Consider the following 26411-nt stretch of genomic DNA (forward strand, 5'->3'; position numbering starts at 1 on the left):
TGCGCAAGGCGCTTCATCGCCAACATAAGCAGGCATATACGCTAATGCCAGCATGCCACCTGATCGAGAATCTGGACCCTGAATGACAGTCAACACCACGCCTCCCTCCGCCGCCCGCCGTCCGCACAGCTTCACCCGCCACGGCATCACGGTGGACGATCCATGGGCGTGGCTGCGCGATCCGGGCTATCCTGAGGTCAAGGACAAGGATGTCCTCGCCTATCTGGAGGCGGAAAACGCCTTTTTCGAAAGCGCGATGCAGCCGCACAAGGCGCTGACCGACGGCCTGTTCGCGGAAATGAAGGGCCGCATCAAGGAAGATGACAGCTCCGTCCCGCAAAAAGACGGCGACTATGTCTATTGGCGCGCCTTCGAAACCGGCGCCCAATACCGCAAATGGTATCGCCGCCCGGTCGCCGCTCCAACGGACGGCAGCGCGGACCAACTGATCCTCGATGAACCCGCGCTGGCGGAAGGGCATGACTATTTCCGGCTCGGCGCGCTTTCGGTCAGCCCCGATGGCCGCTATCTGGCCTATGCCATCGACAACAACGGCTCGGAACGGTTCGAAGCGCGGATCAAGGATCTGTTCACCGGCGAAATCCTGCCGGAGGTGATCCCCGACACGCTGTCATCGCTCGTCTGGACCAGCGACAGCAAGGGGCTGCTCTACGGCATCGCCAATGACCAATGGCGCACTGACAATGCGCGGCTGCACTGGCTGGGGCAGCCGGTGGAAAGCGACGTCGAGCTGTTCCACGAAGATGATGAAGGCTTCCGCGTCTCGGTCGGCCTCACCTCGTCGGAAAAATGGATCGTGATCGCGACCGGCGATCATGTGACGACCGAAAGCTGGCTGCTGCCCGCCGATAATCCGCTCGCTGAGCCATTGCTGATTTCCGCGCGCAAGCCCGGCCGCGAATATGATGTCGATGAGCATGAAGGCACGCTCTACATCCGCACCAACGACATCCATCCCAATTTCCGGCTGGTGAAGGCGTCGCTCGCCGCGCCCGCCCAATGGGAGGAAGTGATTGCGGCGGACGCGCATTTCTACCTGACCGATTTCACCCTGTTCAAGGGCTTCTACGTCACCGAAGGGCGGCAGGACGGCCTCGACCAGATCGAACTGCGCGATTATGCGACCCATTCGGCGAAGCGCCTGTCCTTCCCGGAGGCCAGCTATTCCGCGTCGCTCGACGACAATCCCGAATATGACGTGACGAAGCTGCGCATCGGCTATGAATCGATGGTCACGCCCGACACCATCTACGACTATCATCTGGCGACCGGCGAGATGGAGGTGCTCAAGGTCCAGGAAATCCCCTCGGGCTATGACGCGACCCGTTACGCCACCGAACGGCTGATGGTGCCCGCGCGCGACGGCACGCAAATCCCCGTGTCGATCGTCTATCCAAAAGACCTGCCCCGCGACGGCAGCGCGCCGCTGCACCTCTATGGCTATGGCGCTTACGGCATTGCGATGGAGCCGGGCTTTTCGACTGGCCGCCTGTCCTTGCTGGATCGCGGCTTTGCCTTCGCCCTCGCCCATATTCGCGGCGGCGATGACCTTGGCCAGCAATGGTATCTCGATGGCAAGCTCGACAAGCGGGCCAACACATTCAACGATTTCGTCGATGTGGCGAAGGGCCTGATCGAGCGGGGCTATACATCGAAAGGCCGGATCAGCATTTCCGGCGGATCGGCGGGCGGCGAGCTGATGGGCGCGGTCATCAACAGCGATCCCGACCTGTGGGGCGCGGTGGTGGCGCATGTGCCCTTCGTCGACGTGCTTAACACCATGCTGGACGAAACGCTGCCGCTGACGCCGGGCGAATGGCCCGAATGGGGCAACCCGATAGAGGACAAGGCGGCGTTCGAGACGATCCTCTCCTACGACCCCTACTGCAATGTGAAGGTGCAATCCTATCCGCCGCTGCTGGTGACGGCGGGGTTGAATGATCCGCGCGTCACCTATTGGGAACCGGCGAAATGGGTGGCGAAGCTGCGTTCGGCCAAGACGGACGACAACATCCTGCTGCTCAAGACCAATATGGGCGCGGGCCATGGCGGCAAGTCGGGGCGCTTTGAAAGCCTGCACGAAACCGCCGAGGAATTTGCCTTCATCCTCTGGCAGATGGGCGTCGCGGACTGATGTCCTCAACCTACACCACCCACATCACCGCAGGCCCCGAGCATATCGACATATTGGGCCATGTGAACAACGCGGTGTGGGTGCAGTGGATGGAGCAGGTCGCGACCGAACATTGGACGCGTGACGCGGCGCCGGACCATCTGGACGCCTATCTGTGGGTCGTGACCCGGCATGAAATCGATTATCGCGGCAATGTGAAGCAGGGCGAAACCGTCACCGCGCGCACCTGGATACCCGAAGGTCCGCGCGGCGCGCGTTTCGACCGCCACATGGAATTCACCGGTCCCGATGGAAAGGTGAAGGTCGCGGCCAAATCCACCTGGGCGATCATCGACAAGGAAACGGGCCGCATCCTGCGCGTGCCGGCGGATGTCGCCGCGCGATTTCTGGCCGACTGACAGACACTTGCCTCTCTCCTGAAACCGCGCATCCGGAACCTGGCCCTCAACAGCACGTTACCCGGCTCTCAACATTGACAGGAGAGCATATGCGTAAATTTGGCTTTTCCATGAGCGTCATCGCCGCTGCTTCCGCGCTGTTCATCGCCAGCGGTCCGGCGTTCGCCGGTGACGAAGAACGCGCGCTCAAGGCGATCGCACAAGCGCAGGGCAAGATCGACGCCGCCACCAAGCTGACGACCGGACAGGTTGATCCGGCTGTTCTCGCCCGGGCTCAGGCCTCGCTCCGCCTCGCGCAGGAAAAGCTAAAGAGCGGCAAGGAACAGGACGCCATCACCGCCGCCGTCGAAGCGCAGGGATTTGCCGACACCGCCATCGGCCAGAGCCAGGCGAGCGTCCAGGCCGGCGCACAGGTGCAGGCATCGACCGCCGCCGCCGCGCAGCAGGATGCCGCCGCCGCCAACCTGCGTGCTGACGCCGCCGCCCGCGCCGCCGCTTCCGCCGCAGCCGATGCGCGCGCCGCCCGCGCCTCGGTCGTCGAAAAGACGACGACCACCACCGTCACCAGCCGCTGAAAGGAAACGGGCGGCTCCCCTGGCAGGAGCCGCCCGGTCAGAAGATGCCGACCGCGCCTTGCGCCCAGACAATCATGACGAACAGCAGCAAGCCGCCGCCCAGCAGAACGCGCCATCTCGGGTCCTGAATGAAGCACGCCGCCAGTTGATAACCGCCGACCGCACCGATCAGCAGCCCGCCCGCTACCGCAAAGTCGAATCCGGTCCAGCGCACCTCATCCGTAAATTGCATCGCGACGAGCGGAGCCAGCAGGATCAGCGCGATCACCGCCCATGGCGCCATCCGCCAGCTTCGCCTGCCCATGCTGTCCATCACCTGTCCCTCAATGCACCGACGTCGCCGGTTCAGCCCCATCATAGTCCAGAGCGTCAGGATCCGCGCCGCCCTCGGTCCGCTCCGACGCCTGACGCGTCCACATGACGGCATATAGCCCGTCCGCCTGAACAAGGTCCGAATGGCGTCCGCGCTCCACGATCCTGCCCTGATCCAGCACGATGATCTCGTCGGCATCCACCACGGTGGACAGGCGGTGCGCGACGACCAGCGTCGTCCGCTTGCGCGATATGTCGCGCAGCACGGTCTGGATCTCCGTCTCGGTGCGGCTGTCGAGCGCGCTGGTTGCCTCGTCCAGCACCAGCACCGGCGGGTCTTTCAGCAATGTCCGGGCGATCGCCACGCGCTGCTTCTCGCCGCCCGACAGCTTTAGCCCCCGTTCGCCCACGCGCGTGTCATAGCCCTGCGGCAGGCGCATGATGAAATCATGGATGGATGCGGCGCGCGCGGCCTGCTCGATCTCGGCCTGGGTGGCGTCCGCCCGTCCATAGCCGATATTATAGCCGACCGTGTCGTTGAACAGCACCATGTCCTGCGGCACGATCCCGATCGCTGCGCGCAGCGAGGCCTGGGTGACGCGCGCAATATCCTGCCCGTCGATCAGGATGCGCCCCGCCTGAATGTCGTAGAATCGGAACAGCGTCCGCGCGATGGTGGACTTGCCCGCGCCCGACGGCCCCACAATCGCCAACGTTTTGCCGGCGGGCACGGTGAAGCTCACATCATGCAAAATCTCGCGGTCGGGGTCATAGCCAAAGCGCACATGCTCGAAACGCACCTCGCCGCCATGCGCGTGAAGCAGGGGCGCGTCGGGGACGTCGCTGATCTCGGCTGGCGTATCGATCAGCTTGTACATCGCCTCCATGTCGATGACGCCTTGCCGGATCGTGCGATAGACCATGCCCAGCAGGTCGAGCGGCCGGAACAGCTGGGCCAGCAGTGTATTCACCAGCACCACGTCGCCGGTGGTAAAGCTGCCCCGGCTCCATCCCCACACGGTATAGCCCATGGCCCCCGCCATCATCAGGTTGGTGATCAACGACTGGCCGACGTTCAGCCAGGCGAGACTGTTTTCCGATTTGACCGCCGCTTCGGCATAGCGGCGCATCGCATTGCCATAGCGCGCGGCCTCGCGCTCCTCCGCGCCGAAATATTTGACCGTCTCGAAATTCAGCAGGCTGTCGACCGCATGGGCGACGGCATTGGTGTCCATGTCCACCATGTCGCGCCGCAACTGGTTGCGCCATTCCGTGATGGTGCGCGTGAACCAGATATAGAGGCCCACCATCGCCAGCGTCGCCGCGACCAGCCCCGCGCCGAACTTCACGAAGAAGATGACGCACACCGCCGCCAGCTCCAGCACCGTTGGCGCGATGTTGAACAGCAGGAAATACAGCATCGTGTCGATGCTCTTGGTGCCGCGCTCGACGATCTTGGTGACAGCCCCGGTCCGCCGGTCGAGATGGAAGCGCAGCGACAGGCGATGCAGATGGACAAAAACATCGTCCGACAATCGCCGCCCGGCTTCCTGCCCGACCCGCTCGAACACGGCGTTGCGCAGATTGTCGAACAGCACGCTGCCAAAGCGTGCGCCCGCATAGGCGACGACCAGCGCGATGGCGAGGCCAGCGGCGGGCTCCAGCCCCGGCGCCATGCGATCGATCGCGCCCTTATAGGCGAATGGCATGGCCAGGCTGATGACCTTGGCCATCACCACCAGCAGCATCGCAATCGCGACGCGCCGCCGCAGCGCGGGGGCGTCAGCAGGCCAGAGATAGGGAAGAAACCGCCTTAAAGTCGCCCAGACAGGCGGAAGGGGTGCGTCGTCGGGGGTGGATGGCGGCATGCGCGCTATGTAGGCGAACGCCGCCGATCTTATAAGCCCCTCCCTTTCAAGGGAGGGGGTAGGTCTTTTACTCAGTCGCGCAGCAGATCATTGATCCCCGTCTTGGACCGCGTCTGCGCGTCCACGCGCTTCACGATGACGGCGCAATAGAGACTCGGCCCCGGCGTGCCGTCGGGCAGCGGCTTGCCGGGCAGGTTGCCCGGTACGACGACCGAATAGGGCGGCACTTCGCCCATGAAGACCTCGCCCGTGGTGCGATCGACGATCTTGGTCGACTGGCCGATGAACACGCCCATCGACAGCACTGATCCCTTGCCGATGCGCACGCCCTCCACGACTTCGGACCGCGCGCCGATGAAACAGTCATCCTCGATGATGACCGGATCGGCCTGCAACGGCTCCAGCACGCCGCCAATGCCGACGCCGCCCGACAGGTGGACATTCTTGCCGATCTGCGCGCAGCTGCCCACCGTCACCCAGGTATCGACCATCGTGCCTTCATCGACGAAAGCGCCTATGTTGACGAAGCTGGGCATCAGGATGACGTTCTTCGCGATATGCGACCCGGCGCGCGCGAAGCTGCCGGGGACGGCGCGGAAACCTGCGGCGCGGAAAGCCGCTTCGTCCCACCCGGCGAACTTGCTCGGCACCTTGTCCCACCAATGGCCCGCGCCCGGTCCATTGTCGATCATGACATTGTCGTTCAGGCGAAAGGACAGCAGCACCGCCTTCTTCGCCCACTGATTGACTTGCCAGCCCTCGCTGGTCGGCTCCGCAACGCGCAGTTCGCCCTTGTCCAGCATGGCCAGCGCCTTGTCCACGGCCTGGCGCACTTCGCCTTGGGTGGACACGCTCACATTGGCCCGGTCTTCCCAGGCGGCGTCGATGGTGGCGATCAGATCTTGGCTCATGGCTTTTCCCCAATGATGTCGGCCAGGAATGGCGTCAGATGGTCGGTTTCGAAATCGATAAAGTCTGGATGATGCTCGTGATTGCCCGCTTCGGAGCCGTTGTTCACCCAGATGGTGGCCATGCCGATCGCCTTGGCGGGCTTCAGGTTGCGCGCCATATCCTCGAAAAAGGCGGCGCGCGTGGGATCGACGCCATGCACGCGGCACAGTTCGGCATAGCCCGACGGATCGGGCTTGGGCACATATTGGCAGGCATGGATGTCGTGGATCAGCTCGAACGCACGGCCAAGGCCCAGCTTGTCGAGCACGCGCTGCGCATAATCCGCGTCGCCATTGGTGAAGATCAGCCGCCGCCCCGGCAGCGCGGCGATATGGGCATTGAGCGCCTCATCAACCTCCAGCCGGTCCATCGAGATGTCATGGACATATTCAAGAAATTCGCGCGGTTCGATGTCATGATGGCGCATAAGGCCCGACAGCGTCGTGCCATGCTCCATAAAATAGCGCTTCTGCGTCTCGCGCGCGACCTCGGCATCGCAGCCCAGCAGCCCCTGGACGAACTCACCCATCTTGACGTCGATCAGTGCGAACAGGTCCGCCTTCGCCGGGTACAGCGTATTGTCCAGATCGAAGATCCAGCAATCGACATGGGCAAGCTCAGCGCGCATGGCCGCGCCCTAGTCCTGCAAGACGGGTAGGGCAAGAGCCAGGGGCCGCAACCGGGGACGTTGACGGTCAACAGCCCGGCGCGTCGCTATCCTCATAAAAAGCCTGCACCGCGGCCCAGGCTTCTTCCGCCGTTTCCACCCAGGTCAGCAGGTTCAGGTCCGAAGGCGAAATCACGCCTTCATCGGCAAGCGCCTCGAAATCAACTACCCGGTTCCAGAACTCCCGCCCGAACAGCAGCACTGGAATGGGTTTCATCTTGCCCGTCTGGATCAGCGTCAGCAGCTCGAACATCTCGTCGAACGTGCCGAATCCGCCCGGAAAGACCGCCAGGGCGCGCGCGCGCAACAGAAAGTGCATCTTGCGCAGCGCGAAATAGTGGAACTGGAAGCTCAATTCCGGCGTCACGAAGCGATTGGGCGCCTGTTCATGCGGCAGCACGATGTTCATGCCGATGGTCTGCGCGCCCACATCCGCCGCGCCGCGATTGGCCGCCTCCATGATCGACGGCCCACCGCCGGAGCAGACGACGAAATGGCGGCATCCCGACTCGGTCACCGGATATTGCGCCGAAATCCGGGCCAGCTTGCGGGCCTCTTCATAATAGCGCGCCTTCTTGGCCAGATTCTCGGCGATCCGCCGCTGCTCGGGCGTGGTCGCGGCATCGATCCGCGCCTGCGCCTGCTCCGGTTCGGGAATGCGCGCCGATCCGTAAAAGACGAATGTGGATTCGATCCCCGCCTCATCCATCAACAGCTGCGGTTTCAGCAATTCCAGCTGAAAGCGCACTGGCCGCAGGTCTTCGCGCAGCAGGAACTCCGTGTCCTGAAAGGCGAGGCGGTAAGCCGTGCTGCTCGTTTGCGGGGTATCGACCGCCCTGCGGGCGTCGTCGGCTTCCTGCCGTGCCGGGCGGAATTTGCGTTCTTCGATTTCTTTTCTTGTCATTACATCCAACTTAGGGCGGGACGCGTCAAAACCCAAGGGTGCCTAGCGGCAAAAACCGCCAGACCCGCCCATGTCGAAATGAAAATGGTCGCGGTGCGCGTCATTATAGTCGGGGCTCAACACAGTGCGGAACCGCTTGCAGGCGCTGGCCCGGACGATCTCCAAAAATTGCCGGGTCGGCCGGTCGCCATTCCACCCCTGCTCGATCGTGATCCGCCGCCCGTCCGACAGGACGAATGCGGATACGTCCACCGCATTGCTGAGCGCATGTTCGGACAGCTTGCCGCTGCCCGCGATCGGCCGGCAATTATAGGTGCCGAACGTCTCGATCCTTTCGATCTCCGCACCCAAAATCAGCCGCGCCGCAGGCTGCACCCCATATCGCGTCCATGCCGCGAAGTTGGCGGCCAGATTGCAGGTCATCGCCCCCAGATTGGTCGCGGGCACGCCGATGTCGATCAGCTTGACGCTGCCCCTCGCGCTGCATCCGCCGCCGAAATTCTGGTCGGGCAGGGGGGTGAAGAGGACGGATTGCGATTGCAGCTTCACCAGGCACTGCCGCAATTCCATCGAGGGCTGGGCAAATGAACCCTTGTTTTTGATGGGCTTGGACGGGCGCTCCACCCGCCCGCGCGGCACCAGGTCGCCGCCACAGGACGCCAGCGCGAAACTCAGCGCCAGCAAACCCGCCTGACCCACGCCGCGTAAAGCCACTTTTCCCCAAGCCCGCTCGTTCATGATCAGCCATTTACCACGGCTTGCCGCTTTTTGGGTTAACGGCGGCAACGGTTCGTCGCATCCTGACATTCGGCTTGACTCTGGTCGAGCGATCTTTAGAGCGGCCGCCGGGCCACGCGGTCCCAACGCCGCGCGTGCTCTCTGCAAGGAGAAGCATTACATGACTGATGTTACTGCCGCCGACGCCACTCTTGCGCCCACCGCGGCCAAGCCCGCCACCAAGCCGGCGCGTCCCTTCTTTTCTTCCGGTCCCTGCGCCAAGCCTCCGGGCTGGAGCGCCGCTGCGCTCGCTACGGATTCGCTGGGCCGCTCGCACCGTTCGAAAATCGGCAAGAACCGCCTCGCTTATTGCATCGACCTGATGCGCGAGCTGCTGAACCTGCCCGACACTCACCGCATCGGCATCGTGCCCGGTTCGGATACCGGCGCTTTCGAAATGGCGATGTGGACGATGCTGGGCGCCCGCCCGGTGACGACGCTGGCCTGGGAAAGCTTCGGCGAAGGCTGGGTGACGGACGCCGCCAAGCAGCTGAAGCTCGACCCCACCGTCATTCGCGCCGACTATGGCCAGCTGCCCGACCTTTCCACCGTCGATTTCAGCAATGACGTCCTCTTCACCTGGAACGGCACGACCTCGGGCGTGCGGGTGCCGAACGCGGACTGGATCCCGGCGGATCGCGAAGGCCTGACCTTCGCCGACGCCACCAGCGCGGTGTTCGCTTATCCGATCGATTGGGCGAAGATCGACGTCGCCACCTTCTCCTGGCAGAAGGTGCTGGGCGGCGAGGGCGGTCATGGCGTTCTGATCCTCGGTCCCCGCGCCGTCGAACGCCTCGAAACCTACACACCCGCCTGGCCGCTGCCCAAGGTGTTTCGCCTCGTGTCGAAGGGCAAGCTCGCCGAGGGCGTGTTCAAGGGCGAGACGATCAACACGCCCTCCATGCTGGCTGTCGAAGACGCAATCTTCGCGCTGGAATGGGGCAAGTCGATCGGCGGTGCGCAGGGCCTCATCGCCCGCAGCAACGCCAACGCCGCCGCGCTCGACAAGCTGGTTCAGGAACGCGACTGGTTCGGCCATCTCGCCGCCGACCCTGCTTCGCGCTCGACCACCAGCGTCTGCCTGACGGTCGAAGGGGCGGACGAAGCCTTCATCAAGAGCTTCGCGGCCCTGCTGGAAAAGGAAGGCGCTGCCTTTGACGTCGCGGGTTATCGCGACGCTCCGGCTGGCCTGCGCATCTGGTGCGGCGCGACCGTGGACACGGCCGATATCGAAGCGCTGGGTCCGTGGCTCGACTGGGCCTACGCCACCGCCAAGGCTGCCTGACAACCTTCTCCCACATTCCCCGTCATCCCAGCGAAGGCTGGGATCTCGGGCCTCTAGGTCGAATCTGGCCGCTCGAGATCCTGACTTTCGTCAGGATGACGAATTGAAAGGCAATTCCTCATGCCCAAGGTACTTATTTCCGACAAGATGGACCCCCGGGCCGCCGCGATCTTCCGCGACCGTGGCGTCGAGGTCGATGAAATCACCGGCAAGACCCCCGAAGAGCTGAAGGCCATCATCGGCCAATATGACGGCCTCGCCATCCGCAGTTCGACCAAGGTCACCAAGGAAATCCTGGACGCCGCCACCAACCTGAAGGTCATTGGCCGCGCCGGCATCGGCGTCGACAATGTCGATATTCCGGCAGCCTCGGCCAAGGGCGTGGTGGTGATGAACACCCCGTTCGGCAACTCCATCACCACCGCCGAACATGCCATCGCGCTGATGTTCGCGCTGGCCCGCCAGCTGCCCGAAGCCAACGCCCAGACCCAGCAGGGCCTGTGGCCCAAGAACGGCTTCATGGGCGTGGAAGTCACCGGCAAGACGCTGGGCCTGATCGGCGCGGGCAATATCGGTTCGATCGTCGCCAGCCGCGCGCTCGGCCTGAAGATGAAGGTCGTCGCCTTCGATCCTTTCCTGACCCCGGAACGCGCCGTCGAAATGGGCGTGGAAAAGGCCGATCTCGACACGCTGCTGGCGAAGGCCGACTTCATCACGCTGCACACGCCGCTGACCGACCAGACCCGCAACATCCTGAGCCGTGAAAACCTCGCCAAGACCAAGAAGGGCGTGCGCATCATCAACTGCGCGCGTGGCGGACTGGTCGATGAGGCCGCGCTCAAGGAAGCGATGGATTCGGGCCATGTCGCTGGCGCCGCGCTCGATGTGTTCGTGCAGGAACCGGCCAAGGAATCGCCCCTGTTCGGCACGCCCAACTTCATCTGCACTCCGCATCTGGGCGCATCGACCGACGAAGCACAGGTGAACGTCGCGCTTCAGGTCGCCGAACAGCTCAGCGACTATCTGCTCGATGGTGGCATCACCAACGCGCTGAACGTGCCGTCCCTGTCGGCGGAGGAAGCGCCCAAGCTCAAGCCATACATGGCGCTGGCCGAAGAACTGGGCAGCCTGGTTGGGCAGCTTGAGGGCGACCATGTGCAGGGCGTCTCGGTCGAGGTTGAGGGCCATGCCGCCGAACTCAACCAGAAGCCGATCACCGCTGCGGTGCTCGCTGGCTTGATGCGCGTCTATTCGGACACGGTGAACATGGTCAACGCGCCTTTCCTGGCAAAGGAACGCGGCCTTGACGTGCGCGAAGTGCGTCACGACCGCGAAGGCGACTATCAGACCCTCGTCCGCGTCACGGTAAAGACCGAGAGCGGCGACAAGTCGGTTGCCGGCACGCTGTTCGGCCATGGCAGCCCCCGTCTGGTCGAGCTGTTCGGCATCAAGGTCGAAGCCGATCTGGAAGGCCACATGCTCTACATCGTCAACCAGGACGCGCCCGGCTTCATTGGCCGCCTCGGCTCGACGCTGGGCGAGGCGAACGTCAACATCGGCACCTTCCACCTTGGCCGCCGCAACCAGGGCGGTGAAGCCGTGCTGCTGCTCTCGGTCGATGGCGCCGTGAGCCAGGAAGTGCTGAACGACATCTGCAAGCTCGCAGGCGTCAAGACGGTAAAGCTGCTGCGCTTTGCGTAAACCCTAAAAGCCCTCTCCCCTCGGGGAGAGGGTTGGGAGAGGGGGGGAGCATCCTTGCGCCTGGACCCGACGCTCAAGGAACGCGCGCGGCAAATGCGCGCCAACCCCACCCCCGCCGAACACAAACTCTGGCTAACCCTGCGCGCCAACTGCTTCGAAAACCAGCAATTCACCCGCCAGACGGTCATTACGCCTTATATTGTCGATTTCGTATCGAAGGCCGCAAAGCTCATCATTGAAGTCGACGGGGATACACATTCCGCCAAAGATCGCTATGACGCGCGACGAACAGAATTTCTGGAATCGCTGGGGTATCGCGTGATCCGTTTTGGCAATCCCGATGTGACGGGGAATATTGAGGGCGTCCTGAGTGTGATTGCGCAGGCGTTGCGCGTTCCCCCTCTCCCCAGCCCTCTCCCCAAGGGGAGAGGGAGTAAAGGATGACCATGATCCCCCCCGGCCTCCTTCCTGAAGGGCTCTCCGACCGCCTGCCGCCGCAGGCCGAGGCCTCCGCGCGTCTGGCGCGGCGCGTGCTCGATACGGTCGCCGCGCATGGCTATGAACGCGTCATGCCGCCGCTCGCGGAGTTTGAGGATACGCTGGTCGGCCGCCTCAAATCCATGCGCGCGCAGGATCTCGTCCGCGCCGTCGATCCGGTGTCGCAGCGCAGCCTCGCGCTCCGTCCCGACATGACCGCGCAGGTGGGCCGCATCGCCGCCACTCGCCTCGCCAGCGCCACGCGTCCCCTGCGCCTGTCCTATGCAGGCCCCGTGATCCGCCTGCGCGCCAATCAGCTCCGGCCGGAACGGGAGCGTTTGCAGGTCGGCGCGGAACTGATCGGCAGCGACAGCACCGCCGCCGCCGTCGAAATCGTCAATGTCGCGATTGAGGCGTTGCAGGCCGCGGGCGTCACCGGCCTGACGATCGACTTCACGCTGCCTGACCTGATCGACAGCCTGGCCGCCGGTCCGCTTCCTCTGGAGCCATCGGAGATTGAGGCCGTCCGCGCCGAACTGGATGGCAAGGATGCCGGTGCGCTCGCCGCGATCAGCCCGGCTGCGGCGGCCTATCTCCCGCTGATGGAGGCCACCGGCCCCTTCCACCCCGCGATGGAAAAGCTGGAGGCCCTGAACGCCCAACTGGGCGGCGCGATCGACAGCCGAATCGCTGGCCTGCGCGCCATCGCCAAACCGATCGGATGGGACATCACGCTGACGCTCGATCCCACCGAGCGGCACGGCTTTGAATATCAGAACTGGTTCGGCTTCTCGATCTTCGCGGACGGTTTCATTGGTGAAATCGGCCGGGGGGGCAGCTACGCCATCACGCGCGCGGATGGTTCGGACGAACCGGCCATGGGCTTTTCCCTCTATCCCGACCCGCTGATCGACGCGGGCTTCGGCGCGGAAAGCCCCAGGCGCCTGTTTCTCCCGCTCCACCATGACGAAAGTCGCGCCGCGCAACTTCGCGGGGAAGGATGGCACACCGTCGCCGCGCTCACGCCCCAGGAAAATGGCGAGGCGTTGCGCTGCACGCACTGGCTGGACGGCGACACTCCACGCGCCTACTAGACTTGACGCACATGGAGCGCGCGGCTAACGCGCGCCCCGCATCGGGCGAATGCGCCCATTGATCCCACCGGCATGCCGAGTCCCGTCGAAGGGCATGGCCGGTCCGCGCGGCGGGCGGAGGACTGTATCTGTGGCAAATGTTACCGTGATCGGCGCCCAGTGGGGTGACGAAGGCAAGGGCAAGATCGTCGACTGGCTGTCGGAACGCGCCGATGTCGTCGCCCGCTTCCAGGGCGGCCATAATGCCGGTCACACGCTGGTCGTCGGCGAAAAAGTCTACAAGCTCTCGCTGCTCCCCTCGGGCATCGTGCGCGGCACGCTGTCGGTCATCGGCAATGGCGTGGTGCTGGACCCCTGGCACTTCCGGGATGAAGTCGCGAAGCTCAAGGGGCAGGGCGTCGAAATCACGCCCGACAATCTCCAGATCGCCGAAACCTGCCCGCTGATCCTGCCTTTCCACCGCGACCTCGACGGCCTGCGCGAGGACGCATCGGGCGCTGGCAAGATCGGCACCACCCGCCGCGGCATTGGTCCGGCCTATGAGGACAAGGTCGGCCGCCGCGCCATCCGCGTCTGCGACCTTGCCCATCTCGACGATCTCGGGCCGCAGCTCGACCGCCTGACCGCGCACCATGACGCGTTGCGCGCCGGGTTCAACGAAGCGCCGATCGACCGCGACGCCCTGATGGCGGAACTGCGCGACATCGCCGCTTTCATCCTGCCCTTCGTGAAGCCCGTCTGGCTGACGCTCAACAAGGCGAAGGCGGAAGGCAAGCGCATCCTGTTCGAAGGTGCGCAGGGCACGCTGCTCGACATCGACCACGGCACCTATCCATTCGTCACCTCGTCCAACACGGTCGCGGGCACGGCGGCGAGCGGCACTGGCCTTGGCCCCAGCGGCGCAGGCTTCGTCCTTGGCATTACCAAGGCCTACACCACCCGCGTCGGCTCCGGGCCTTTCCCGACCGAGCAGGAAAACGACATTGGCCAGCGCCTTGGCGAACGCGGCCATGAATTCGGCACCGTCACCGGCCGCAAGCGCCGCTGCGGCTGGTTCGACGCCGTGCTGGTGCGCCAGTCGGTCGCGGTTTCCGGCGTCACCGGCATCGCGCTCACCAAGCTCGACGTACTCGACGGCTTCGAAACGCTCAAGATCTGCGTCGGCTACAAGATCGGCGACCAGAGCTTCGACTATCTGCCCGCCCATGCGCAGGACCAGGCGAAGGCCGTGCCCGTCTACGAGGATATCGAAGGCTGGCAGGACACCACGGCGGGCGCGCGCAGCTGGGCGGACCTGCCTGCGCAGGCGATCAAATATATCCGCCGCATCGAGGAACTGATCGGCTGCCCGGTCACGCTCGTCTCCACCAGCCCCGAGCGCGAGGATACCATCCTCGTGCGCGATCCGTTCGCGGACTGATCGCGATGGCAGGCGACCGCTTTGAGCGTCACAAGCAGCCCTGGACGGCGGATGAGCTGCAAAAGCTTCACTCGCTGGCGAAGAAGGGCATGGCGCTCAAGGCGATCGCCAAGGCGCTGACCCGCAGCGAGGAATCAGTGAAAGCCCGCGCCAAGCAGGACGGGCTTTCCATCGCCAAGCTGCGGTGAAAACGCGCTACCCCAAATAACGCGTCACCCCAGCGCAAGCTGGGGTCTCCCCCCCAGATCGCACGTCCTCTCCCGTCATCTTGTAGTGGAGCCTGTCCTCTGGACGCCGGGATGCAGCAATGCGACAAGAGCCGCATGGCACTAGACATCCTCATCCTCTACGGCTCCTATCGGCGTGGCCGCATGGGCATCCGCCTCGCCGACTATCTCGTCACCGGCTTCCAGGATCTTGGCCACAAGGCTGAACTGGTTGACGCGATGGCGGTCAATCTCCCCATGCTCGACCAGCGTTACAGCGATTATCCGCCCGGCGAAGCACCCACCGCCATGGCCGCATTGGCCGAACGTCTCACCGCCGCCGACGCCTTCGTCTTTGTCGCGGGCGAATATAATCGCGGGGTGCAGCCCGGCCTTAAAAATCTGGTCGATCATTATCTCAAGGAGTTCGACCGCCGCCCCGCCGGCATCGCCAGCTATTCAGCGGGCCGCTATGCCGGGGTGAACAGCCACGCCAGCTGGACAGTGACGCTTTCCGCCATGGGCATGACCGTCATTCCAGAGCGGCTGAGTGTCGGTCAGATCGGCCAGACACTCGATGAACAGGGCAGGCCGCAGGGCGATGGCGGCGCAGCGCTCGATCGGGGCTTCGCGGGCTTTGCCAAAAACCTCATCTGGTGGGCGGAAGCGGCCAAGGCGGCGCGCTGATCCCCGCCGCATGGGAAGGGGCAGGGGGCGTCAAGCGGCCTCTTCCCACTCCTGATCCTCTCCCGCCGAAATCACCGTCGCAGCCACCAGATCGCCGGTGACGTTCAGCGTCGTGCGGCACATGTCCAGGAAGCGATCGACCCCCAGCACCAGTCCGATGCCTTCTGGCGGCACGCCGACCATGCCCAGGATCATCGCGACCACCGGCAGCGATCCCGCCGGAACCCCGGCCGTGCCCACGCCGCCCAAAATGCACACCAGCATCACCGTGATCTGCTGCGCCCAATCCAACTCTATGCCGAAAAACTGCGCGAGGAAGAGGACGGTTATCCCCTCGAACATCGCGGTCCCATTCTGATTGGCGGTGGCCCCGATGGTCAGCACGAATCGCGAAATGCGACGGGGCAGGTGCAGCCGCTCCTCGGCCACCATGATCGCCGTGGGCAGTGTGGCGTTTGACGACGCCGTGGCGAAGGCCATGACCATCGCTTCCTGCGCGCTGGCGAAGAAACGCAGCGGCGATCGCCGCGCGATCAGGGCGAGCATCAGCGAATAGACGCCGAACATTTGCAGCCCCAGCGCCAGCAGCACCACGCCGGCATAGGCCGACAGCCGTTCCAGCAATTCCCACCCGAACTGCGCGGCAAGGTTGAACATGAAGCAGGCGATGGCGATCGGCGCGATGCGGATGACCAGCCCCATCAGCCGCATGGTCACCTCGAACAGCCCTTCGACGGCCGTCAGCAGCACGCGCGTCCGTTCGTTGCGAACCAGCACCATGCCGATGCCAAAGAACAGCGCGAAGACCATGACGGCCAGAATGTCATTATTTGCCATCGCCCGGATGATGTTGTCCGGCACCATCGCCAGCAGCGCGTCCACGCCCCTGGGGGTCTCGCCGCCGCGCGCCAGAATCGCGCGCGCGCCCTCCCCCGCATGGTCCAGCATTGCGCGCGCCTGAGCCGGATCAACGCCCTCGCCGGGACGCAGCCAATTGACCAGCGCGAGACTGATGGCCACCGCGATGCCAGACACGATCAAGGTATAGGCCAGCGTTTTCAGGCCAACCCTTTGCAGCGATCGGATCTCGCCCATCTCGGCAATGCCGACGATCAGCGCCGAAACCAGCAGCGGGATCACCAGCATGAACAGCAGCCGCAGGAAAATCTGGCCCACCGGCTCGGTTACATAGGTGGTGGCGAAATCGACCCACGCCGCATCCCGTGCGCCTGCGTGGACGATAAGGCCCAGGATCAACCCGGCAAGAAAGCCGGCCAGCATCTGCCATTGCAGCGAGAATGCGGCCTTTTTCTTCCCTTCCACAGGCTGCTCCCCATGCCGTCCTGACAGGAGAACCGTTTAGCTGCCGTAATGTTTCAGGGTCAATGAATCCCGTCCATGAAGCGGGGGCATGGCGTCAGGCCACGGCGGCGAGGGGGGTGTCAGCCGTGCGGCTTGTCCTCCACCATGTCGCTTGCCAGTTCCAACCCGGCACGGCCATGCGCGGCCGTATGCGTCGGCGCCTTGGGATGCGGAACATAGTCAGGCTCCTCGACCTCCAGCATGCCTTCCCATTTGGTGATGACGGACGTTGCGATGGCGTTGCCCAGCACGTTGGTCGCGGTGCGCCCCATGTCCATGAAATGATCGACGGCCAGGATGAACGCGATGCCTTCCACCGGCAGGTCGAACTGGCCCAGCGTCGCCGCGACGACGACCAGCGAGGCGCGGGGCACGGCGGCGATGCCCTTGCTGGTCACCATCAGCACCAGCAGGATGGTGATCTGCGTCGCGATCGGCAGGTCGATGCCATAGGCCTGCGCGATGAAGATCGTCGCGAAGGTCGAATACATCATCGAACCGTCGAGGTTGAACGAATAGCCGAGCGGCAGCACGAAGCTGTAGATGCGCCGTGGCACGCCGAACCTGTCGAGTTGCTCCAGCATCTTGGGATAGGCCGCTTCGGACGATGCGGTGGAAAAGGCGATCAGCAACGGCTCGCGCACATATTTGAGCAGCTTGATCATCCGCCGCCCCAGGAAAACCGCTCCCGCGCAGCACAGCAATATCCACAGCGCGAACAGCGACAGGTAGAATTCGCCCACCAGCTCCCCGAAAGTCTTCAGCACGCCCAGCCCCTGGGTCGTGATTGCCGCCGCCAGCGCGCCGAACACGGCGAATGGCGCCACGCGCATGACATAGCCGGTGACCTGCAGCATCAGCTCGACCATCGCCTCGATCACCGTGACGATGGGCTTGCCCTTCTCGCCTATCGCCGTCAGCGCGACGCCCACGAACAGCGAGAATACCACGATCTGCAGGATGGAGTTTTCCGCCATCGCCCCGACCATGGAGGTGGGGAATACGTGCAGGACGAAATCCCTGAAATTCAGCGCTTCGGTATTCACGCCCGAATCCGCACCGCTGCGCACCAGGTTCAATCCCTCGCCGGGCGCGAAGAAATTGACGAACATCAGGCCCAGCGTCAGGGAAATCAGGCTGGCGATAATGAACCAGGCCAGCGCCCGCCCGCCGATCCGCCCCAGCGCCGCGCTGTCCCCCATATGCGCGATGCCCGCGACCAGCGTGGAAAAGACCAGCGGCGCGATGATCATCTTGATCAGATGCAGGAAGATGTCGGCCAGCAGGTGGAAATAACCCGCCACATCCTTCGCCAGCACCTTGTCACCGCCGACCCACAGATTGGCCGCGAAACCCGTAATCACCCCCAGCACCATGCCGGTCAGGATGAAAGCCGTCAGTCGATTTCGCATGCAACCCCTCTAAGCCGTGCCCGGCGGGCACACCTAACAGGCGCCCGCGTGGCCGCCTATCCTGTTGAACGAACGAGCGTCCCGATTCCGCGCTGTGGAAAGCTCAGGGATAAAGCATCCCCTCGCTCCATCCCTCGCCGTCACGTTCGAACAGCCGCCGTTCATGCAGCCGATGCTCGCGATCCTGCCAGAATTCGATCCGGTCCGGCACCACGCGAAAGCCCGACCAGTGCGGCGGGCGCGGCACCGGGCCGCCTTCGAACCGGCTTACCGCATCGGCATAGCGCGCCATGAAAACATCGCGCGAGGGCAGGGGCCGGGACTGGTCGGACGCCCATGCGCCTAGCTGGCTGTCCCGGCTGCGGGTCGCGAAATAGGCATCGGCGGCGGCGTCATCGACGGTCGCCACCGGCCCTTCGATCCGGATCTGCCGCCGCATGGATTTCCAGTGGAACAGCAGCGCCGCATGCGGATTGGCCAGCAGTTCGCCGGCCTTTCGCCCTTCGAAATTGGTGTAGAAGACAAAGCCGTCCGGCCCATGTCCTTTCAGCAGCACCATCCGCACCGAAGGCCGCCCGCGCGCATCGGCGGTGGCCAACGCCATCGCGTTGCTGTCGTTGATCTCGCTCTGGCGCGCTTCGCCATACCATTGGTTGAACAGGGTGAATGGGTCGGTCATGCTGCTGGTCTAGGGGTGGAACAGGATCATGTCGATGGTCACGCCGCTTGAAGGATCGTGACGCTTTCGCCACATATGGCGCAAATCGGTTTTCTTGAACAAGGATAGATATCGGGCAATGGCGGATCCCTACTCCACTCTGGGCGTCGCACGCGGCGCAAGCGAGGCAGAGATCAAGTCGGCCTATCGCAAGCTGGCCAAGGAACTGCATCCTGACCGGAACCAGGACAATCCCAAGGCGGCTGAGCGTTTTTCCGCGGTTTCCAGCGCCTATGACCTGCTGTCGGACAAGGACAAGCGCGCGCGGTTCGACCGCGGGGAAATCGACGGCGACGGCAATCCCACCGCCCCCTTCGGCTTCGGCGGCGGCGGTGGCGGCGGCTTTCGCGGGCGGCCGGGCGCGGGCGGCGGGTTTGATGATGGCGCCGATTTCAGCGATATTTTCGAAGGGCTGTTCAGCGGCGGCGGCGGCGCACGGCGCGGCGCGGGCGGTTTCGGCGGCTTTGGCCGGGGCGCGCCGCCGCAAAAGGGCGCGAACGTCTCCTATCGCCTCGCGGTCGCCTTCGTCGATGCCGCCACCCTCGCGCCGCAGCGTATCACGCTCCAGGATGGCAAGACGATCGACCTCAAACTCCCCGCCGGGGTCGAGAGCGGCACGCAGATGCGCTTGTCGGGCAAGGGGCAGTCCGGGCCAGCCGGGGCAGGGGACGCGATCGTCACCATCGAGGTGAAGCCGCATCCCTTCTTCGTCCGCGATGGCGACAATGTGCTGCTCGACCTGCCGATCACGCTCGACGAAGCGGTCAAGGGCGGCAAGGTCAAGGTGCCCACGGTCGATGGCCCGGTGATGCTGGGCGTGCCCGCTGGCGCCACCAGCGGCAAGACGCTGCGGCTGCGGGGCAAGGGCTTCACCCACAAGGGCGGCGAGCGCGGCGACCAGCTGGTGCGCCTGCTGATCGACGTGCCGGGCGATGATCCGGCGATCAAGGCGCTGGTCGAAGACTGGCACGACAGCCGGGCGGTGCGCGCCCATCTGGGCGTCTAGGATGTTGGCAAGGGCAAGGAGACCGCATGCCTAGCCCTTCGCCCTATTCGCCCGAATCCCGGCGCAAGCGCGTCGCCCAGGACGCCCGCGCCCACATCCACCGCCATATCGCCAAGGTCCGCCCGGGCAGCCACGCCTTTGAAATCGTGAAGCGCGTCGCCGTCGGCACCTATAATGACGGCTTCATCCATGCGGGAAACCTTGCCTACCTGTCGCTGATGACGCTTTTTCCCTTCTTCATCGTCGCGGCGGCGGTGGCGAGCATCTTTGGCCGGTCTGACGACGGCCTGGCCGCGGTCGGCGCTTTCCTGGCAACGGTGCCGCCCGGTGTCGCATCCGTCGTGAAACAGCCGATCATCGACGTCCTCAACGCCCGCACCGGCCCGCTGCTCTGGCTGGGCGGACTGGTGGGCCTGTGGACCGTGGGCAGCCTTATCGAAACGATCCGCGACATTCTGCGCCGCGCCTACGGGACAAAGAGCACGCGTCCCTTCTGGCACTATCGGCTCAACGCGATCGGCATCACCCTGATCAGCGTCTTTGCCGTCATGTTCGCCTTTTCCGTGCAGGTCGTCATCACCGGCATCGACCAGTTCCTGCGCCAGATATTGCCCTTCGCGGATCAGGCGATCCAGATCGTCACGCTGACGCGCATCCTGCCGATGCTGATCCTGTGCGTCGCGCTCTACTATCTTTACGTGTCGCTGACCCCCAGCGCGTACAAGGACAATCGCTTCCCCAAATGGCCCGGCGCGGTGGCTACGTCGCTCTGGTGGTATGGCGTCACGATGCTGCTGCCTCATACGCTGTCGCTGCTGGGCGGCTATGACCGCACCTATGGCAGCCTGGCGGGTGTCATGATCACGCTCATTTTTTTCTTCCTCGTTGGCTTGGGCGTGGTAATTGGCGCGGAACTCAACGCGGCGCTTGCTGAATTTCCCGAAGAGGAACAGGCGCCTGCTGGGGCGGATAGCAAAGGGAACGGGACAGTAGAATGACGGGCTTGATGGCGGGGAAGCGGGGGCTCATCATGGGGCTCGCAAATGACAAGTCGCTGGCATGGGGCATTTCAAAGGCCCTGCGCGCACAGGGCGCGGAGCTGGCCTTTTCCTATCAGGGTGAAGCGCTGGCGAAGCGCGTTCGGCCTTTGGCGGAGGAGCTTGGGTCGGATTTCCTGATCGATTGCGATGTGTCCGACATGGACAAGCTTGACGCCGCCTTTGACGAGGTGAAGGCGCGCTGGGGCAAGCTGGACTTCGTCGTTCACGCCATCGGCTTTTCCGACAAGAACGAGCTGCGCGGCAAATATGTCGACACCAGCCTCGAAAATTTCCTGATGACCATGAACATCTCGGCCTACAGCTTCGTCGCCGTCGCCCGGCGCGCGCGCGCGTTGATGGCGGAGGGCGGCAGCCTGCTGACCCTGTCCTACTATGGCGCGGAAAAGGTGATCCCGCATTATAACGTCATGGGCGTCGCCAAGGCGGCGCTGGAAACCAGCGTCAAATATCTGGCGATGGACCTGGGGCCTGAAAATATCCGCGTCAACGCCATTTCCGCCGGTCCCATCAAGACGCTGGCCGCCAGCGGCATCGGCGATTTCCGCTACATCATGAAGTGGAACGAACTGAACAGCCCGCTGCGCCGCAACGTGACGATCGAGGATGTGGGCGGCGCTGGCCTCTACCTCCTCTCCGATCTGGCGTCCGGCGTGACGGGTGAAGTCCATCATGTCGACGCGGGCTACAACGTCATCGGCATGAAGGCCGAGGACGCGCCCGACATTGCGCTGGACAAAGGTTGAGTTGAAAAACCCAGCTTGTTAGGTTATTGTGGTTACGGTTCACCGCGCGGCTGGCTTCCGCTTCATCATCTATGTCGATGATCATGCGCCCGCTCACATCCATGCGGTGGGACCGGGTGAAGCAAAGATCGACATATCGGGTGCGGCGCCCCGGCTCGTATGGGCTCATGGGCTGACAAGGGCGGATGTCCGCCGCGTAATGGCGATTGTCGTTGAACAGCAGGCGATGCTTTTGTCGCGGTGGAGGGATATTCATGGTTGAGATCAGTGATGCCGCCATCGATGCGGCCCTGGAACGCGGCATGCTTGCTCGTGAACTGGAGCCACGCGCAGCCACCGCGCATTATGATGCAGCTTCCGACCGCGTGGTCGTGGACCTTACCAATGGTTGCACCTTCGCTTTTCCGCCGCGGCTGGGCCAGGGGCTGGAAAACGCCACCGCCGATCAGATCGCGTCGGTGGAAGTCAGCCCTTCCGGTTACGGGCTTCATTGGGAGCAACTGGATACCGATCTTTCCATCCCGGGTCTGATGGCTGGCCTGTTCGGTACGCGCGCCCATATGGCGCGCCTTGCCGGGCGAGCGCGTTCCCCTGCAAAGGCTGCGGCTGCGCGGGCAAATGGCGCCAAAGGCGGCCGACCCCGCAAGCAGGCAGGTATATGAGCTTCAACACCTTCGGTCGCGTATTCCGCTTCTCCACCTGGGGCGAAAGCCATGGGCCTGCCATCGGAGCGGTGGTGGACGGCTGCCCTCCCGGCCTGCTCATCAGCGAAGCGGACATCCAGCCCTTCCTGGACAAGCGCAAACCCGGCACTTCCAAATTCACGACGCAACGCCGTGAACCCGATGAGGTGCGCATCCTCTCCGGCATCTTTGAAGGCCGCACGACCGGTACGCCGATCAGCCTGATGATCGAAAATACCGATCAGCGGTCGAAGGATTATTCGGACGTGGCCAATGCGTATCGCCCCGGCCATGCCGACTATGCCTATGACGCCAAATATGGCTTTCGCGACTATCGCGGCGGGGGGCGTTCCTCGGCGCGCGAAACCGCCAGTCGCGTGGCGGCGGGTGCCGTCGCCCGGCTCGTCATCCCCGATGTCGATATCTTCGCCTATGTCAGCGAGATTGGCGGCGACGCTATCGACTATACCAATTTCGACGCGAGCGAGATCGACAACAACCCCTTCTTCTGCCCTGATCCAGAGGCGGCCAGGCGCTGGGAACAACTGGTCGATGGCGCCCGCAAGGATGGTTCCTCGCTTGGCGCGGTCGTGGAATGCGTCGCCAGCGGCGTACCCGCCGGTTGGGGCGCGCCTCTCTACGCCAAGCTGGACAGCGAACTCGCCGCCGCGATGATGAGCATCAACGCGGTCAAGGGCGTCGAAATCGGCGACGGTTTCGCCGCCGCGCGCCTGCGTGGCGAAGAAAATGCCGATCCCATGCGGCCCGGCCCGGAAGGACCGGAATTTCTCGCCAATCACGCGGGCGGCATCGCGGGCGGCATCTCCACTGGCCAGCCGATCAAGCTGCGCGTCGCGTTCAAGCCGACCAGTTCCATCCTGATTCCGGTGGAAACCGTGACGCGGGAGGGCGAAGCATCCGACATCATCACCAAGGGCCGCCACGATCCCTGCGTCGGCATTCGCGGCGTGCCGGTGGTGGAAGCGATGATGGCGCTCGTGCTGGCCGACCAAAAACTGCTCCATCGCGCCCAGTGCGGCGGCGACTAGTATGTCCTAACAGGTCGAAACGGGCAGATTCCCCGGCAGACGCTGGATTGGCGCGAGACGACTCGCGTGATCTGGGTTATTATCCTGCTCATTGATCGCCCGCGGGAGGGCGAGCGGCAGTGCGTAAGCCTGGGGAGCGTCATTCCTCTTCGGCCTTTGGCCCAAAGCATGGATTGACGGTCAAAACGTCCCCTCAAGCCGCGAACACGGGCCAGCCATGGAGACATGGCTGGCCCATTTTCTTAGGAGTAAGGACCACACCCAAATCCGTCGTCCCAGCGACCCGTTAGGGCGGCGAAGCCAACGCTGGGATCTCCCGCTACGTCGCGCCTTCCCCGGCGAAACTCCAGCCTGCGCTGGAATGACGGGGCGTTTACACGCTTGCCAGGGACCACTCCCGCCCAACCGGCCCTATCCCTCGCTACCCTGCACCGCCATCATGACGCCATCACCCAAGGACAGCTCATGACCGGTCTCCCCTTCACACAGGTCGATGCCTTCGCCGACGCGCCTTTCACCGGCAATCCTGCGGCGGTCATGCCGCTCGACCGCTGGCTCGACGACGCCACGCTCCAGGCGATCGCGCAGGAAAATAACCTCTCTGAAACCGCCTTCACCGTGCCCACGCCGGACGATCCGGACGCCGACTATGCGCTGCGCTGGTTCACCCCGGCCGTGGAGGTGAAGCTGTGCGGCCATGCCACGCTGGCGAGCGGGCATGTGCTGATGGGCAGCCGCACCGCGCTCCAATTTCGCACGCGTCAGGCGGGCGTCCTGACGGTCAAGCGCGATGGCGACGGCTACGCCCTTTCGCTCCCCGCCTGGACGATGGAGCCGCGCCCGCTGCCCGATTTCGCAGCAGGCCTCGGCGGCGCGCCCGTCGAATCGCATTGGCGCGACGGCGGCTACAGCCTGTTCCTTTTTCCCGATGCCGCCGCCGTCCGTGCGCTACGCCCCGATTTCGCGGTGCTGCGCGCGCTGGGCAACATCATGCTGATCGCCACCGCACCGGGCGAGGACAGCGACATCATCAGCCGCGTGTTCGTGCCGGGCGGCGGCGTGGATGAAGACCCCGTCACCGGCTCGGCTCATTGCCTGCTCACGCCCTTCTGGGCGCAGCGCCTCGGCAAGACAAAGCTCAGCGCCGTTCAGGCGTCGGCGCGCGGCGGCCATATCGGGTGCAGGCTGGAAGGCGACCGAGTGATCCTCACCGGCGCCTGCCGCACCGTGATAGAAGGCCAGTTCATCCTCTAGGCGGTATCGACATTCAGCCCTGGCGGCCTGCAAACGGCGATTTTCCGCGCTTCCGATGCTCACCTACTTTGAGTAGGCTGCGCTTCGGGTCACGAAAAAATCACCATTTTCGGCTCGCCCTCCTCTGAATGTCGATACCGCCTAGGACGGAAACAGCCGCATCAGCTTCGCCAGCCCGCGCTTCACCGCCGCGCGCTGTTCCTTTTCCGGCGATATGCCGATGCGCACGACGGTCAGCCCCTGGCCGGGCGACACCAGAATATATTGCCCGCCATGACCGACGCAGCCGAACAGGCTTTGCGGTGCATCGCCCGGCATCAGCGCGCTTTCCTCGCCCTCGCGGTTCAGCCACAGATGCGCGCCATAGGCGGGGTTGCGGCGCGATGGCGTGCGCATGAAGTCGACCCATTTTTCGGGCACGATCTGGTGTCCGTTCGGCCCGCGCCCATGGCGGCGCAGCAACTCGCCGAAACGCGCATAGTCGCGCGCCGTCATATGGATGAAACTGCCGCCGATCATCGTGCCCGCCGCGTCATATTCCGCCGTCAGGCTCGTGAGGCCCGCCGGGATCGCCAGCCGCCCGTCGATGAAGGTCTGCATCGCCTGCCGCCGCGCGTCGGGGCTGGCGCTGTTCGTCAGCATCCGCGCCATCAGGTCGGTCAGGATCAGCGTGCTGCCGGTGCTGTAGGAAAAGCGCGAGCCGGGCGCATGGGCCAGCGGCTTGGCTTCGGCAAAGGCGCTCATATTCTGCGCCCCGTCGGTGAATAGCATCCGTATGGTATCGGCCTGCGCCAGCGGTTCCTCATCCTCGACATGGTCCAGCCCTGACGTCATGGCGAGCAGTTGCCGCAAGGTGATCCGCCCGCGCGGATCGCCCGTCTGGCTCCACGCCGCGACCGGCACCGGCGAATCGAGCGCCAGCCGCCCATCCGACACCATCAGCCCCACCAGCACCGCCGTCACGCTCTTGCCGATCGACCATCCCAGCAGCTTCGTGTCCGGCCCAAAGCCGGGCGCATAGCGTTCCGCGACGATCTCGCCCCGCCGCATGACGATGAGCGCGCGGGTTTCGCCCACATCCTCGTCGCCCTCGAACAGCGGGTCGATCGCCGCGCGCAGATCGCCTGCGTCGACACCCACATCGTCCGCCACATGATAGCGCGGCTCCGGGTCGGCGGCGCGCACGGTGAGCGCTCCCACCGTCAACAGGGAGAAAATGGCGACCGCCGCGCCAATCTGCTTTACGCTTTTCCGCTCGAGCTTCATAAGCCGCGCCCTTAGCACGGCTCATCGGAAAGGGGAGCATGTCCGGCCGCCCGAAATGGATTTATGCTCTGGCAGCAGTCGCGGCGGCGCTTGCCCTGTTGCTCGCCTGGAACTGGAGTTCGCTGCGCGCGCGGGCAGCAGTGGGCGCGGGATTTGGCGCGCGCGTCATATGTTCCTGCCGCTATGTGGAGGGGCGCGCGATGGACAGCTGCAGGGGCGACAAGGAACCCGGCATGACGCTGGTGACGCTGTCGGATGATCCCGAATCGCGCAGCGTGGATGCCAGCGTCCCGCTGCTCGCGTCCCGCACCGCCCGCTATCGCCAGGGCTGGGGCTGCCTGCTCGACCCCATCGAGTAGCGCCGCACAGCCGGATATTGC

At 64.4% G+C, this 26411-nt stretch carries 28 protein-coding genes; 18 read left to right on the forward strand and 10 right to left on the reverse strand.

The window, feature by feature from the left end:
- Positions 1–82: 82 nt before the first annotated feature.
- The 3 genes from K663_RS01250 to K663_RS01260 all read left to right on the forward strand — a co-directional run bounded on the left by K663_RS01250 (position 83) and on the right by K663_RS01260 (position 3128).
- A complete protein-coding gene (locus K663_RS01250) occupies positions 83–2155 on the forward strand; it encodes a S9 family peptidase (protein WP_062113153.1) in 2073 nt (690 codons plus the stop codon).
- Positions 2155–2553: an acyl-CoA thioesterase gene (locus K663_RS01255; protein WP_062113156.1), complete on the forward strand. Its 399-nt coding sequence runs from the start codon at positions 2155–2157 to the stop codon at positions 2551–2553. The genes K663_RS01250 and K663_RS01255 overlap by 1 nt, the downstream gene beginning before the upstream one ends.
- An 89-nt stretch (positions 2554–2642) precedes the next feature.
- Complete coding sequence (locus K663_RS01260) at positions 2643–3128, forward strand: hypothetical protein (RefSeq protein ID WP_235589482.1); 486 nt, start codon at positions 2643–2645, stop codon at positions 3126–3128.
- Between the two features lie 37 nt (positions 3129–3165).
- Here the strand turns inward: K663_RS01260 and K663_RS01265 are convergent, their stop codons facing one another.
- The 6 genes from K663_RS01265 to K663_RS01290 all read right to left on the reverse strand — a co-directional run bounded on the left by K663_RS01265 (position 3166) and on the right by K663_RS01290 (position 8568).
- Positions 3166–3441: a hypothetical protein gene (locus K663_RS01265; RefSeq protein WP_063619021.1), complete on the reverse strand. Its 276-nt coding sequence runs from the start codon at positions 3439–3441 to the stop codon at positions 3166–3168.
- 10 nt (positions 3442–3451) lie between these two features.
- Complete coding sequence (locus K663_RS01270; protein WP_062113161.1) at positions 3452–5308, reverse strand: ABCB family ABC transporter ATP-binding protein/permease; 1857 nt, start codon at positions 5306–5308, stop codon at positions 3452–3454.
- Positions 5309–5379: 71 nt separating this feature from the next.
- Entirely contained in the window at positions 5380–6219 is an 840-nt protein-coding gene (gene dapD, locus K663_RS01275) for a 2,3,4,5-tetrahydropyridine-2,6-dicarboxylate N-succinyltransferase (RefSeq protein ID WP_062113164.1), read from the reverse strand.
- Positions 6216–6887 carry a pyrimidine 5'-nucleotidase gene (locus tag K663_RS01280; RefSeq protein ID WP_062113167.1) on the reverse strand — a complete coding sequence of 224 codons (672 nt, stop codon included), beginning with the start codon at positions 6885–6887 and terminating at the stop codon, positions 6216–6218. Before K663_RS01280 ends, dapD begins: the two co-directional genes overlap by 4 nt.
- Before the next feature lie 67 nt (positions 6888–6954).
- Complete coding sequence (locus K663_RS01285) at positions 6955–7830, reverse strand: LOG family protein (RefSeq protein ID WP_062113171.1); 876 nt, start codon at positions 7828–7830, stop codon at positions 6955–6957.
- Positions 7831–7872: 42 nt separating this feature from the next.
- On the reverse strand, positions 7873–8568 hold the full coding sequence (locus K663_RS01290; RefSeq protein ID WP_062113174.1) for an extensin family protein: 696 nt from the start codon (positions 8566–8568) through the stop codon (positions 7873–7875).
- A 160-nt stretch (positions 8569–8728) separates the two neighbouring features.
- On the opposite strand from K663_RS01290, the gene K663_RS01295 reads away from it, so the two are divergent.
- The 7 genes from K663_RS01295 to K663_RS01325 all read left to right on the forward strand — a co-directional run bounded on the left by K663_RS01295 (position 8729) and on the right by K663_RS01325 (position 15477).
- On the forward strand, positions 8729–9892 hold the full coding sequence (locus K663_RS01295; protein WP_062113177.1) for a phosphoserine transaminase: 1164 nt from the start codon (positions 8729–8731) through the stop codon (positions 9890–9892).
- 120 nt (positions 9893–10012) lie between these two features.
- On the forward strand, positions 10013–11593 hold the full coding sequence (serA, locus tag K663_RS01300; protein ID WP_062113180.1) for a phosphoglycerate dehydrogenase: 1581 nt from the start codon (positions 10013–10015) through the stop codon (positions 11591–11593).
- 54 nt (positions 11594–11647) lie between these two features.
- On the forward strand, positions 11648–12037 hold the full coding sequence (locus tag K663_RS01305; protein ID WP_235589483.1) for an endonuclease domain-containing protein: 390 nt from the start codon (positions 11648–11650) through the stop codon (positions 12035–12037).
- Positions 12034–13164, forward strand: a complete 1131-nt coding sequence (locus tag K663_RS01310) for an ATP phosphoribosyltransferase regulatory subunit (RefSeq protein WP_062113183.1) — start codon at positions 12034–12036, stop codon at positions 13162–13164. The genes K663_RS01305 and K663_RS01310 overlap by 4 nt, the downstream gene beginning before the upstream one ends.
- A 130-nt stretch (positions 13165–13294) precedes the next feature.
- Positions 13295–14584, forward strand: coding sequence for an adenylosuccinate synthase (locus K663_RS01315; RefSeq protein ID WP_062113186.1), 1290 nt, complete (start codon positions 13295–13297; stop codon positions 14582–14584).
- A gap of 5 nt (positions 14585–14589) precedes the next feature.
- Positions 14590–14772 carry a hypothetical protein gene (locus K663_RS01320; protein ID WP_062113188.1) on the forward strand — a complete coding sequence of 61 codons (183 nt, stop codon included), beginning with the start codon at positions 14590–14592 and terminating at the stop codon, positions 14770–14772.
- A 135-nt stretch (positions 14773–14907) separates the two neighbouring features.
- Positions 14908–15477, forward strand: a complete 570-nt coding sequence (locus K663_RS01325) for an NADPH-dependent FMN reductase (RefSeq protein ID WP_062120144.1) — start codon at positions 14908–14910, stop codon at positions 15475–15477.
- Between the two features lie 30 nt (positions 15478–15507).
- Here the strand turns inward: K663_RS01325 and K663_RS01330 are convergent, their stop codons facing one another.
- The 3 genes from K663_RS01330 to pdxH form a co-directional block, all read right to left on the reverse strand.
- Positions 15508–16758, reverse strand: a complete 1251-nt coding sequence (locus tag K663_RS01330; protein WP_145902305.1) for a dicarboxylate/amino acid:cation symporter — start codon at positions 16756–16758, stop codon at positions 15508–15510.
- Positions 16759–16919: 161 nt separating this feature from the next.
- Positions 16920–18251 carry a dicarboxylate/amino acid:cation symporter gene (locus K663_RS01335; protein WP_062113194.1) on the reverse strand — a complete coding sequence of 444 codons (1332 nt, stop codon included), beginning with the start codon at positions 18249–18251 and terminating at the stop codon, positions 16920–16922.
- Positions 18252–18354: 103 nt separating this feature from the next.
- Positions 18355–18930 carry a pyridoxamine 5'-phosphate oxidase gene (gene pdxH, locus K663_RS01340; protein ID WP_062113198.1) on the reverse strand — a complete coding sequence of 192 codons (576 nt, stop codon included), beginning with the start codon at positions 18928–18930 and terminating at the stop codon, positions 18355–18357.
- A gap of 118 nt (positions 18931–19048) precedes the next feature.
- On the opposite strand from pdxH, the gene K663_RS01345 reads away from it, so the two are divergent.
- From K663_RS01345 to K663_RS01375, 7 genes are all read left to right on the forward strand, one after another.
- On the forward strand, positions 19049–19975 hold the full coding sequence (locus K663_RS01345) for a DnaJ C-terminal domain-containing protein (protein ID WP_062113201.1): 927 nt from the start codon (positions 19049–19051) through the stop codon (positions 19973–19975).
- A gap of 26 nt (positions 19976–20001) precedes the next feature.
- A complete protein-coding gene (locus K663_RS01350) occupies positions 20002–20973 on the forward strand; it encodes a YihY/virulence factor BrkB family protein (RefSeq protein ID WP_062113204.1) in 972 nt (323 codons plus the stop codon).
- On the forward strand, positions 20970–21779 hold the full coding sequence (gene fabI / locus K663_RS01355; protein WP_037462894.1) for an enoyl-ACP reductase FabI: 810 nt from the start codon (positions 20970–20972) through the stop codon (positions 21777–21779). The genes K663_RS01350 and fabI overlap by 4 nt, the downstream gene beginning before the upstream one ends.
- A gap of 28 nt (positions 21780–21807) precedes the next feature.
- Positions 21808–22041: a DUF4160 domain-containing protein gene (locus tag K663_RS01360; protein WP_062113207.1), complete on the forward strand. Its 234-nt coding sequence runs from the start codon at positions 21808–21810 to the stop codon at positions 22039–22041.
- Complete coding sequence (locus tag K663_RS01365; RefSeq protein ID WP_062113210.1) at positions 22034–22441, forward strand: DUF2442 domain-containing protein; 408 nt, start codon at positions 22034–22036, stop codon at positions 22439–22441. Before K663_RS01360 ends, K663_RS01365 begins: the two co-directional genes overlap by 8 nt.
- On the forward strand, positions 22438–23511 hold the full coding sequence (gene aroC / locus K663_RS01370) for a chorismate synthase (protein WP_062113213.1): 1074 nt from the start codon (positions 22438–22440) through the stop codon (positions 23509–23511). The genes K663_RS01365 and aroC overlap by 4 nt, the downstream gene beginning before the upstream one ends.
- Positions 23512–23976: 465 nt before the next feature.
- Positions 23977–24765 (forward strand): PhzF family phenazine biosynthesis protein, encoded by a 789-nt coding sequence (locus K663_RS01375; RefSeq protein ID WP_062113216.1) that lies wholly within the window; start codon positions 23977–23979, stop codon positions 24763–24765.
- Between the two features lie 141 nt (positions 24766–24906).
- Here K663_RS01375 and K663_RS01380 read toward each other — a convergent pair whose 3' ends face one another.
- A complete protein-coding gene (locus tag K663_RS01380) occupies positions 24907–26031 on the reverse strand; it encodes a serine hydrolase domain-containing protein (RefSeq protein ID WP_062113219.1) in 1125 nt (374 codons plus the stop codon).
- A 38-nt stretch (positions 26032–26069) separates the two neighbouring features.
- Here K663_RS01380 and K663_RS01385 point away from each other — a divergent pair, with 38 nt between their 5' ends.
- Entirely contained in the window at positions 26070–26390 is a 321-nt protein-coding gene (locus K663_RS01385; protein ID WP_062113222.1) for a hypothetical protein, read from the forward strand.
- Positions 26391–26411 lie beyond the last annotated feature (21 nt).

The sequence above is a fragment of the Sphingobium sp. MI1205 genome (assembly GCF_001563285.1).
GTDB lineage: Bacteria > Pseudomonadota > Alphaproteobacteria > Sphingomonadales > Sphingomonadaceae > Sphingobium.

Excerpts from the sequence above, each read along its gene's own strand:
- K663_RS01380 (WP_062113219.1), bottom strand. The coding sequence starts at position 26,031 with ATGAAGCTCGAGCGGAAAAGCGTAAAGCAGATTGGCGCGGCGGTCGCC.
- K663_RS01320 (WP_062113188.1), top strand. The coding sequence starts at position 14,590 with ATGGCAGGCGACCGCTTTGAGCGTCACAAGCAGCCCTGGACGGCGGAT.
- dapD (WP_062113164.1), bottom strand. The coding sequence starts at position 6,219 with ATGAGCCAAGATCTGATCGCCACCATCGACGCCGCCTGGGAAGACCGG.
- K663_RS01365 (WP_062113210.1), top strand. The coding sequence starts at position 22,034 with ATGGTTGAGATCAGTGATGCCGCCATCGATGCGGCCCTGGAACGCGGC.
- K663_RS01260 (WP_235589482.1), top strand. The coding sequence starts at position 2,643 with ATGCGTAAATTTGGCTTTTCCATGAGCGTCATCGCCGCTGCTTCCGCG.
- K663_RS01330 (WP_145902305.1), bottom strand. The coding sequence starts at position 16,758 with ATGCTGGCCGGCTTTCTTGCCGGGTTGATCCTGGGCCTTATCGTCCAC.
- K663_RS01350 (WP_062113204.1), top strand. The coding sequence starts at position 20,002 with ATGCCTAGCCCTTCGCCCTATTCGCCCGAATCCCGGCGCAAGCGCGTC.
- serA (WP_062113180.1), top strand. The coding sequence starts at position 10,013 with ATGCCCAAGGTACTTATTTCCGACAAGATGGACCCCCGGGCCGCCGCG.
- fabI (WP_037462894.1), top strand. The coding sequence starts at position 20,970 with ATGACGGGCTTGATGGCGGGGAAGCGGGGGCTCATCATGGGGCTCGCA.
- K663_RS01290 (WP_062113174.1), bottom strand. The coding sequence starts at position 8,568 with ATGAACGAGCGGGCTTGGGGAAAAGTGGCTTTACGCGGCGTGGGTCAG.
- K663_RS01265 (WP_063619021.1), bottom strand. The coding sequence starts at position 3,441 with ATGGACAGCATGGGCAGGCGAAGCTGGCGGATGGCGCCATGGGCGGTG.
- K663_RS01325 (WP_062120144.1), top strand. The coding sequence starts at position 14,908 with ATGGCACTAGACATCCTCATCCTCTACGGCTCCTATCGGCGTGGCCGC.
- K663_RS01385 (WP_062113222.1), top strand. The coding sequence starts at position 26,070 with ATGTCCGGCCGCCCGAAATGGATTTATGCTCTGGCAGCAGTCGCGGCG.
- K663_RS01295 (WP_062113177.1), top strand. The coding sequence starts at position 8,729 with ATGACTGATGTTACTGCCGCCGACGCCACTCTTGCGCCCACCGCGGCC.
- K663_RS01280 (WP_062113167.1), bottom strand. The coding sequence starts at position 6,887 with ATGCGCGCTGAGCTTGCCCATGTCGATTGCTGGATCTTCGATCTGGAC.
- K663_RS01255 (WP_062113156.1), top strand. The coding sequence starts at position 2,155 with ATGTCCTCAACCTACACCACCCACATCACCGCAGGCCCCGAGCATATC.
- K663_RS01250 (WP_062113153.1), top strand. The coding sequence starts at position 83 with ATGACAGTCAACACCACGCCTCCCTCCGCCGCCCGCCGTCCGCACAGC.
- K663_RS01375 (WP_062113216.1), top strand. The coding sequence starts at position 23,977 with ATGACCGGTCTCCCCTTCACACAGGTCGATGCCTTCGCCGACGCGCCT.
- K663_RS01335 (WP_062113194.1), bottom strand. The coding sequence starts at position 18,251 with ATGCGAAATCGACTGACGGCTTTCATCCTGACCGGCATGGTGCTGGGG.
- K663_RS01270 (WP_062113161.1), bottom strand. The coding sequence starts at position 5,308 with ATGCCGCCATCCACCCCCGACGACGCACCCCTTCCGCCTGTCTGGGCG.
- K663_RS01285 (WP_062113171.1), bottom strand. The coding sequence starts at position 7,830 with ATGACAAGAAAAGAAATCGAAGAACGCAAATTCCGCCCGGCACGGCAG.
- pdxH (WP_062113198.1), bottom strand. The coding sequence starts at position 18,930 with ATGACCGACCCATTCACCCTGTTCAACCAATGGTATGGCGAAGCGCGC.
- aroC (WP_062113213.1), top strand. The coding sequence starts at position 22,438 with ATGAGCTTCAACACCTTCGGTCGCGTATTCCGCTTCTCCACCTGGGGC.
- K663_RS01310 (WP_062113183.1), top strand. The coding sequence starts at position 12,034 with ATGACCATGATCCCCCCCGGCCTCCTTCCTGAAGGGCTCTCCGACCGC.
- K663_RS01345 (WP_062113201.1), top strand. The coding sequence starts at position 19,049 with ATGGCGGATCCCTACTCCACTCTGGGCGTCGCACGCGGCGCAAGCGAG.